The following is a 7,071-nucleotide window of genomic DNA, read 5'->3' as shown; positions in this document are numbered from 1 at the left end:
GCGGCCACCGCCCAAGGCCATCGCTCCGCGCGGCCACCGCCCAAGGCCATCGCTCCGCGCGGCCACCGCCCAAGGCCATCGCTCCGCGCGGCCACCGCCCAAGGCCATCGCTCCGCGCGGCCACAGCCCAGCAAGGCCACCGTCCTGCGCAGTCATCGCCCCGCGCGCCCACCGCCCCGCACGCCCATCGCCCCGCGCGCCCACCGCCCAGCAAGGCCACCACCCCGCGCGCCCACCGGATGATCCCGCTCCGACGGCCCGCGGTTGGACGGTGGGTGGATGGTGCGTGACGGACGTCGGGTCAGGCGACCTGAGGCATGACCTCGGCGGCGATCAGCTCCAGATGGTCCAGGTCGTCCAGGTCCAGGATCTGGAGATAGGCGCGCTGCGAGCCGACGGCGCCGTAGCGCCCCAGCTTCTCCGCGACCTCCGCCGGGGATCCCGCGAGGCCGTTGGCCTTCAGCTCGTCCGCGTCGCGGCCGATGGCGTCCGCCCGCCGCTTCACCTCGGCGTCCGTCCTTCCGACGCAGGCGACCAGCGCGTTGGAGTAGACGAGGTCGTCGCCCTTGCGCCCGCGCTCCTCGGCGGCGGCGCGGACGCGGTCGAACTGGCGCTCGGTGTCCTCGACGGAGGCGAACGGGATGTTGAACTCGTCGGCGTACCGAGCGGCCAGCGCCGGCGTCCGCTTCGCACCGTGGCCGCCGATCAGCACGGGCACCTTGCCCTGCGCCGGCTTCGGCAGCGCCGGGGAGTCCTGCAACCGGTAGTACTTCCCGTCGAAGTCGAACCGCTCGCCGACGGGGGTGCTCCACAGCCCCGTGACGACCGCGAGCTGCTCCTCCAGGCGCCCGAACTTCTCCTTGGGGAACGGGATGCCGTACGCCTTGTGCTCCTCCTCGTACCACCCGGAGCCGAGACCGAGTTCGACCCGGCCGCCGGACATCTGGTCGACCTGCGCCACCTGGATGGCCAGGACGCCGGGGAGACGGAAGGTGCCCGCGGTCATGAGGGTGCCGAGCCGGATACGGCTCGTCTCCCGGGCGATGCCCGCGAGGGTGATCCATGCGTCGGTGGGACCGGGGAGGCCGTCGACGCCCCCCATGTGCAGGTAATGATCCGATCGGAAGAACGCTCCGAAGTCGAGCTCTTCCGCGCACTTGGCGACACGAAGCAGCGTCTCGTAGGTCGCACCCTGCTGGGGTTCCGTAAACACTCGAAGATCCATGTATCCATCATGCATGCCGGCGCCGGGGCCGCGGCGGCACGCACACGGCCGGTACCGCGGGCACCGGGAGTGGGGTCGCGACCGGCCGGCAGATCACCGGAACAGCGTTGCGAACGATCACATCTGTGTGCTCTTCGTGGCGGAACTGTGGGCTCCGCCACTGCGGCAGTGATCGTCACCTGATCGGATGACCAGGTGCGCAAAGCCCTCCCTCTCGCCCTCGCCGGGCTGCTGGCCCTTTCGGCATGCCAGGCCGCCGGCCACGACGACGCGTCCGACGGGTCCCACCGCCTCAACTCGATGGAGGCGCTGCCGCTGCACGCCTATCTGCCGGATCCGTCGTCGGCGGAGGGGAAGACCCTCGCCCGGGCCCAGTGGATCCTCGCGAAGCGGTGCATGGTCCGGCTCGGCTTCAGCGGCTTCGCGACGCTCGACACCAGGGCCCTCGAATCGACCTACCCGGTCCGGCAGGGCAGTCTCACCGGCGGCGGCACGGTCGGTGACGACAGCCCGTACGGGGTCGACGACCCCGACCAGGCGGCCCGGCAGGGCTACCGCAACCGCACACCGGAGCAGTCCTCCCAGCCCCAGCAGTGGCCCGCCGACCAGTACACCGCCCTCACCGGCACGTTCGAGCACGGCGACAGCCGCACCGCCCATGGACGGCCCGTCCCCGAGGGCGGCTGTCTCGGCCGGGCGACACGCACGATCTACGGCGCCCCGCCCAGGGCGACGAAGGTCGGCGGCGTCAGGCTCACCGGCTACTACGCGGCGGCCATGCAGCTGTGGTACCGGTCCCACGAGGAGGCGCGGAAGGACCCGGCCTGGAAGAAGGCGGAGCACGCGTGGTCCGCGTGCATGATGAAGAAGGGCTTCAGCTACTCCGACCCGGACAAGGCCTCCGTCGACCTCGACTGGTACAAGACCGAGAAGCCGTCCGGCAAGGAGAAGCGGACGGCGGCCGCCGACGCCCGGTGCAAGCTCGACACCGGCTACATCGAGGCCGCTCACGCCGTCGAGTCCCGCGCCCAGAAGAAGGCCGTCCGCCGGAACAAGGCCGACCTGGACGCCCTGCGCGCCGCGTACGCGCGGGCCGTGAAGAATTCCGGGGCGATCGCCGCCAAGGAGTCGTGAGGGCGGCGACACCGCCGACGCCGTCGCGAAAACCGGTGGTCGGCGGGGCCCCGGCACGGGGAGACTCGGACGTGTGTTCCTGACGATCTCCACGAGCGGCGACGCCGCCCACCCGGCCACCGAACTCGGGTACCTGCTGCACAAGCACCCCGAGAACGCGCAGAAGTTCTCCACGTCCTACGGGACCGCGCACGTCTTCTACCCCCAGGCGGACGAGCAACGCTGCACGGCCGCGCTGCTGCTGGAGACCGACACGGTGGCGCTGGTGCGGCGGGGCAAGGGCAAGGGCCGCGGCGGCGCACCCGACGCCGCGCTCGCGCAGTACGTCAACGACCGCCCCTACGCAGCCTCCTCGCTGCTCGCGGTGGCGCTGAGCAACGTGTTCTCCAGCGCCATGCGGGGGGTGTGCGCCGCCCGCCCCGAGCGGGCCGCCGCACCGCTGCCGCTGCGCATCGAGGTGCCGGCCCTGCCCGCCCGCGGCGGCGCCGCTCTCGTACACCGGCTGTTCGAGCCGCTGGGCTGGACCGTCACCGCCGAACCCGTCCCCCTCGACACCGAGTTCCCGCAGTGGGGCGACTCGCGGTACGTCCGCCTCGTCCTGGAGGCGGACACGCTGACGCTCGCCGAGGCGCTGCGCCATCTGTACGTCCTGCTGCCGGTCCTCGACGACGCCAAGCACTACTGGGTCGCCTCCGACGAGGTCGACAAGCTGCTGCGGGCCGGCGCGGGCTGGCTGCCCGGCCACCCGGAGCAGGACCTGATCACCAGCCGCTATCTGTCCCGGCGCTGGTCGCTGACCCGGCAGGCGCGGGAGCGGCTGGAACTGGTGCGGCTGGCCGAGGCCGACGACAGCGAGGTCGAGGAGATCGACAACGCGGTCGAGGAGGAGACGGAGACGGAGGAGAGGCCGACCCCGCTCGCGGTGCTGCGCCGAGAGGCGATCATCACCGCGCTGCGCGCCCGCGGCGCCGCCCGGATCCTCGACCTCGGCTGCGGACAGGGCCAGTTGGTGCAGGAGCTGCTGAAGGACGTGCGGTTCACCGAGGTCGTCGGGGTCGACGTCTCCGTACGGGCGCTCACCATCGCCTCCCGGCGGATCGGGCTGGACCGCATGGGGGAGCGGCAGGCGGCCCGCGTCAAGCTCTTCCAGGGCTCGCTCGCCTACACCGACGGGCGGCTCAAGGGCTACGACGCCGCCGTGCTCAGCGAGGTGATCGAACACCTCGACCTGCCCCGGCTGCCCGCCCTGGAGTACGCCGTGTTCGGGCACGCACGCCCGCGCACGGTCCTGGTGACCACCCCGAACGTCGAGTACAACGTCCGCTGGGAGACCCTGCCCGCCGGGCACGTCCGGCACGGCGACCACCGCTTCGAGTGGACCCGCGAGGAGTTCGGCGCCTGGGCGGCGGCCGTGGCCGAACGGCACGGCTACGACGTGGAGTTCGTACCCGTCGGACCGGACGACCCCGAGGTCGGTCCACCCACCCAGATGGCCGTGTTCGGCATCGGCGACGAGAAGGAGGCGAAGGCGGCATGACCGAGACACGCACGGGACGGGTCCTCCCCGTCACCGACCTCTCCCTGGTCGTCCTCGTCGGCGCCTCCGGTTCCGGCAAGTCCACGTTCGCCCAGAGGCACTTCAAGCCGACCGAGGTGATCTCCTCGGACTTCTGCCGGGGCCTCGTCCGCGACGACGAGAACGACCAGAGCGCCACCCGGGACGCCTTCGACGTCCTGCACTACATCGCCGGCAAGCGGCTGGCCGCCGGGCGGCGCACCGTCGTGGACGCCACCAGCGTGCAGCAGGACAGCAGGCGCCGGCTGATCGAGCTGGCCAGGCAGCACGACGTGCTGCCCATCGCCATCGTGCTCGACCTGCCGGAGGAGGTGTGCGCCCAGCGCAACGCGGCCCGCGCCGACCGCGCCGCCATGCCCCGCCGGGTCATCCAGCGCCACATCCGCGAACTGCGCCGTTCCCTGCGCCACCTGGAGCGCGAGGGCTTCCGCAAGGTACACGTCCTGCGCGGGGCGGAGGAGATGGAGCACGCCACCGTCGTCACCGAGAAGCGCTTCAACGACCTGACCCACCTCACCGGCCCCTTCGACATCATCGGCGACGTCCACGGCTGCGCCGCCGAGCTGGAGGCCCTGCTCGCCAAGCTGGGCTACGTTGACGGCGTCCACCCGGAGGGCCGTACCGCCGTCTTCGTCGGCGACCTGGTCGACCGCGGCCCGGACACCCCGGGGGTGCTGCGCCGGGTGATGTCGATGGTCGAGGCGGGCCACGCGCTCTGCGTCCCCGGCAACCACGAGAACAAGTACGGCCGCTACCTCAAGGGCCGCAACGTCCGGCACACCCACGGGCTCGCCGAGACCGTCGCGCAGATGGAGGGCGAGAGCGAGGAGTTCAAGGCGCGGGTACGGCGGTTCCTGGACGGCCTGGTCAGCCACTACGTCCTCGACGGCGGCCGGCTGGTCGTCTGCCACGCCGGCCTGCCCGAGAAGTACCACGGCCGCACCTCCGGCCGGGTCCGCTCGCACGCCCTGTACGGCGACACCACCGGCGAGACCGACGAGTTCGGGCTGCCGGTGCGCTACCCCTGGGCCGAGGACTACCGGGGCCGGGCCGCGGTCGTCTACGGCCACACCCCCGTCCCGGAGGCCACCTGGCTCAACAACACCATCTGCCTGGACACCGGCGCGGTCTTCGGCGGCAAGCTGACCGCGCTGCGCTGGCCGGAGCGCGAACTGGCCGACGTACCGGCCGAGCGGGTCTGGTACGAGCCGGCCCGCCCGCTGCGCTCCGAGGCGCCCGGCGGACAGGACGGCCGGCCGCTGGACCTGGCGGACGTGTCCGGCCGCCGGGCCGTGGAGACCCGGCACGCGGGCATGGTGGCGGTCCGCGAGGAGAACGCGGCGGCGGCCCTGGAGGTCATGAGCCGCTTCGCGATGGACCCGCGCCTGCTGCCGTACCTGCCGCCGACGATGGCGCCCACGGCGGCCTCGGGGGAGGACGGCTACCTGGAGCACCCGCGCGAGGCGTTCGCGCAGTACGCGGCCGACGGGGTCGAGCGGGTGGTGTGCGAGGAGAAGCACATGGGCTCGCGGGCCGAGGCCCTGGTGTGCCGGGACGCGGAGGCGGCCGGGAAGCGGTTCGGCGTGGCGGGCCCCACCGGCTCGCTGTACACCCGTACCGGGCGGCCGTTCTTCGACGACGGGAAGGTGACCGAGGAGATCCTCGGCCGGCTGCGCTCGGCCGTCACGGACGCGGGGCTGTGGGACGAACTCGGCACCGACTGGCTGCTGCTGGACGCCGAGCTGATGCCGTGGTCGCTGAAGGCCTCGGGCCTGCTGCGCAGCCAGTACGCGGCCGTCGGCGCCGCGTCCGGCGCGGTGTTCCCGGGCGCGCTGGCCGCCCTGGAGGCCGCCGCGGGCCGCGGCACCGACGTGGGCGGCCTGCTCGCCCGGCAGCGCGAACGCGCCGCCGACGCGGCCGCGTTCACCGACGCGTACCGCCGCTACTGCTGGACCACCGACGGCCTGGACGGCGTCCGCCTGGCCCCGTTCCAGCTGCTGGCCGCCCAGGGCCGCAGCCTCGCCGCGATGCCGCACGACGAGCAACTGGCCCTGCTCGACCGGCTGGTGGAGCACGACGGCTCAGGTCTGCTGCAGACCACCCGGCGGCTGTACGTCGACACGGGCGACCCGGAGTCGGTGCGCGCGGGCGTCGACTGGTGGCTGGAGATGACCGGCCGGGGCGGCGAGGGCATGGTCGTCAAGCCGGTGGGCGCGCTGGTCCGGAACAGGGATGGCCGGCTGGTGCAGCCCGGTGTCAAGTGCCGGGGCCGCGAGTACCTGCGGATCATCTACGGCCCCGAGTACACCCGGCCGGACAACCTCGCCCGGCTGCGGCAGCGGTTCCTGAACCACAAGCGGTCCCTCGCCCTGCGCGAGTACGCCCTCGGTCTGGAGGCCCTGGACCGGCTGGCGGACGGGGAGCCGCTGTGGCGGGTGCACGAGGCGGTGTTCGGGGTGCTGGCCCTGGAGTCGGAACCGGTCGACCCGCGTCTGTAGGACCGGCCCGTCACAGAACGGCCTTGTGTCGCACACACATCTGTCCATATGGTGGACGGCCGTGCGGCACAAGGGTGTTGACACGTCCGGAGGGGAGCACGGGGCATGGAGATCAAGAAGGTAGTGGTGCGGGAGGACCGGAGCACGAGCCGCCGCCCGGCGATCCTGGAGAAACGGCCGACCCGCTGACCATGCGCGTCCACCTCGTCACCATGCCCTGGCAGCCGCTCGACCTGCCCTCGCTGCAACTGGGCCTGCTGCAAAGGATCGTGCGCGGGGCGCGCCCCGCCGACGAGGTGGCCGAGTTCCACGGCTCGCTGCGCTGGGCGGAGTACCTGCTGGAGCACTCCGGCGGCCGGCTGCGGCCGGGTGACTACGTGGCGGTCGGCAGCGACGCCATCTTCCACGGGCTCGGCGACTGGGTGTTCTCCGGCGTCCTCTACGACGACCCCGGCTGGGGACTGACCCGGCTGCGGGACTACGCCGCCGCCCGGGACCTCTGCGTCGACACCGCCGTCGCCATGCGGCCGTACGCCGCCGGCTTCGTCGAGGAGTGCGCCACCGGGATCCTGGCCGCCGAGCCGGACGTGGTCGGCTTCACCACCACCTTCATGCAGAACGTCACCTCCCTCGCGCTG

Annotated in this window: 4 protein-coding genes and 1 pseudogene; 4 read left to right on the top strand and 1 reads right to left on the bottom strand. The window is 72.7% G+C overall.

The features are described from left to right. Nucleotides 1-301: 301 nt before the first annotated feature. The gene (locus ACWEN3_RS37475; protein ID WP_452980502.1) at nucleotides 302-1,225 is read right to left on the bottom strand and encodes an LLM class F420-dependent oxidoreductase; all 924 of its coding nucleotides are present in this window, start codon (nucleotides 1,223-1,225) and stop codon (nucleotides 302-304) included. A gap of 195 nt (nucleotides 1,226-1,420) precedes the next feature. Between ACWEN3_RS37475 and ACWEN3_RS37470 the strand changes: the two genes are divergently transcribed. The 4 genes and pseudogenes from ACWEN3_RS37470 to ACWEN3_RS37455 form a co-directional block, all read left to right on the top strand. Next, nucleotides 1,421-2,359, top strand: coding sequence for a hypothetical protein (locus ACWEN3_RS37470; RefSeq protein WP_452980499.1), 939 nt, complete (start codon nucleotides 1,421-1,423; stop codon nucleotides 2,357-2,359). A gap of 73 nt (nucleotides 2,360-2,432) precedes the next feature. After that, a complete protein-coding gene (locus ACWEN3_RS37465; RefSeq protein WP_452980496.1) occupies nucleotides 2,433-3,896 on the top strand; it encodes a 3' terminal RNA ribose 2'-O-methyltransferase Hen1 in 1,464 nt (487 codons plus the stop codon). After that, nucleotides 3,893-6,433 carry a polynucleotide kinase-phosphatase gene (locus ACWEN3_RS37460; RefSeq protein ID WP_452980493.1) on the top strand — a complete coding sequence of 847 codons (2,541 nt, stop codon included), beginning with the start codon at nucleotides 3,893-3,895 and terminating at the stop codon, nucleotides 6,431-6,433. Before ACWEN3_RS37465 ends, ACWEN3_RS37460 begins: the two co-directional genes overlap by 4 nt. Nucleotides 6,434-6,624: 191 nt before the next feature. After that, nucleotides 6,625-7,071 (top strand): annotated as a pseudogene (locus ACWEN3_RS37455) (RiPP maturation radical SAM C-methyltransferase); the annotation flags it as partial.

The sequence above is a fragment of the Streptomyces sp. NPDC004561 genome, assembly GCF_053602155.1.
Note: the sequence above shows the minus strand (reverse complement) of the source record. Positions and strands in the feature narration are given on the sequence as shown.

What these genes read in the sequence shown, in the direction of transcription:
- ACWEN3_RS37475 (WP_452980502.1), bottom strand. Translation starts at nt 1,225, where the DNA reads ATGGATCTTCGAGTGTTTACGGAACCCCAGCAGGGTGCGACCTACGAG.
- ACWEN3_RS37460 (WP_452980493.1), top strand. Translation starts at nt 3,893, where the DNA reads ATGACCGAGACACGCACGGGACGGGTCCTCCCCGTCACCGACCTCTCC.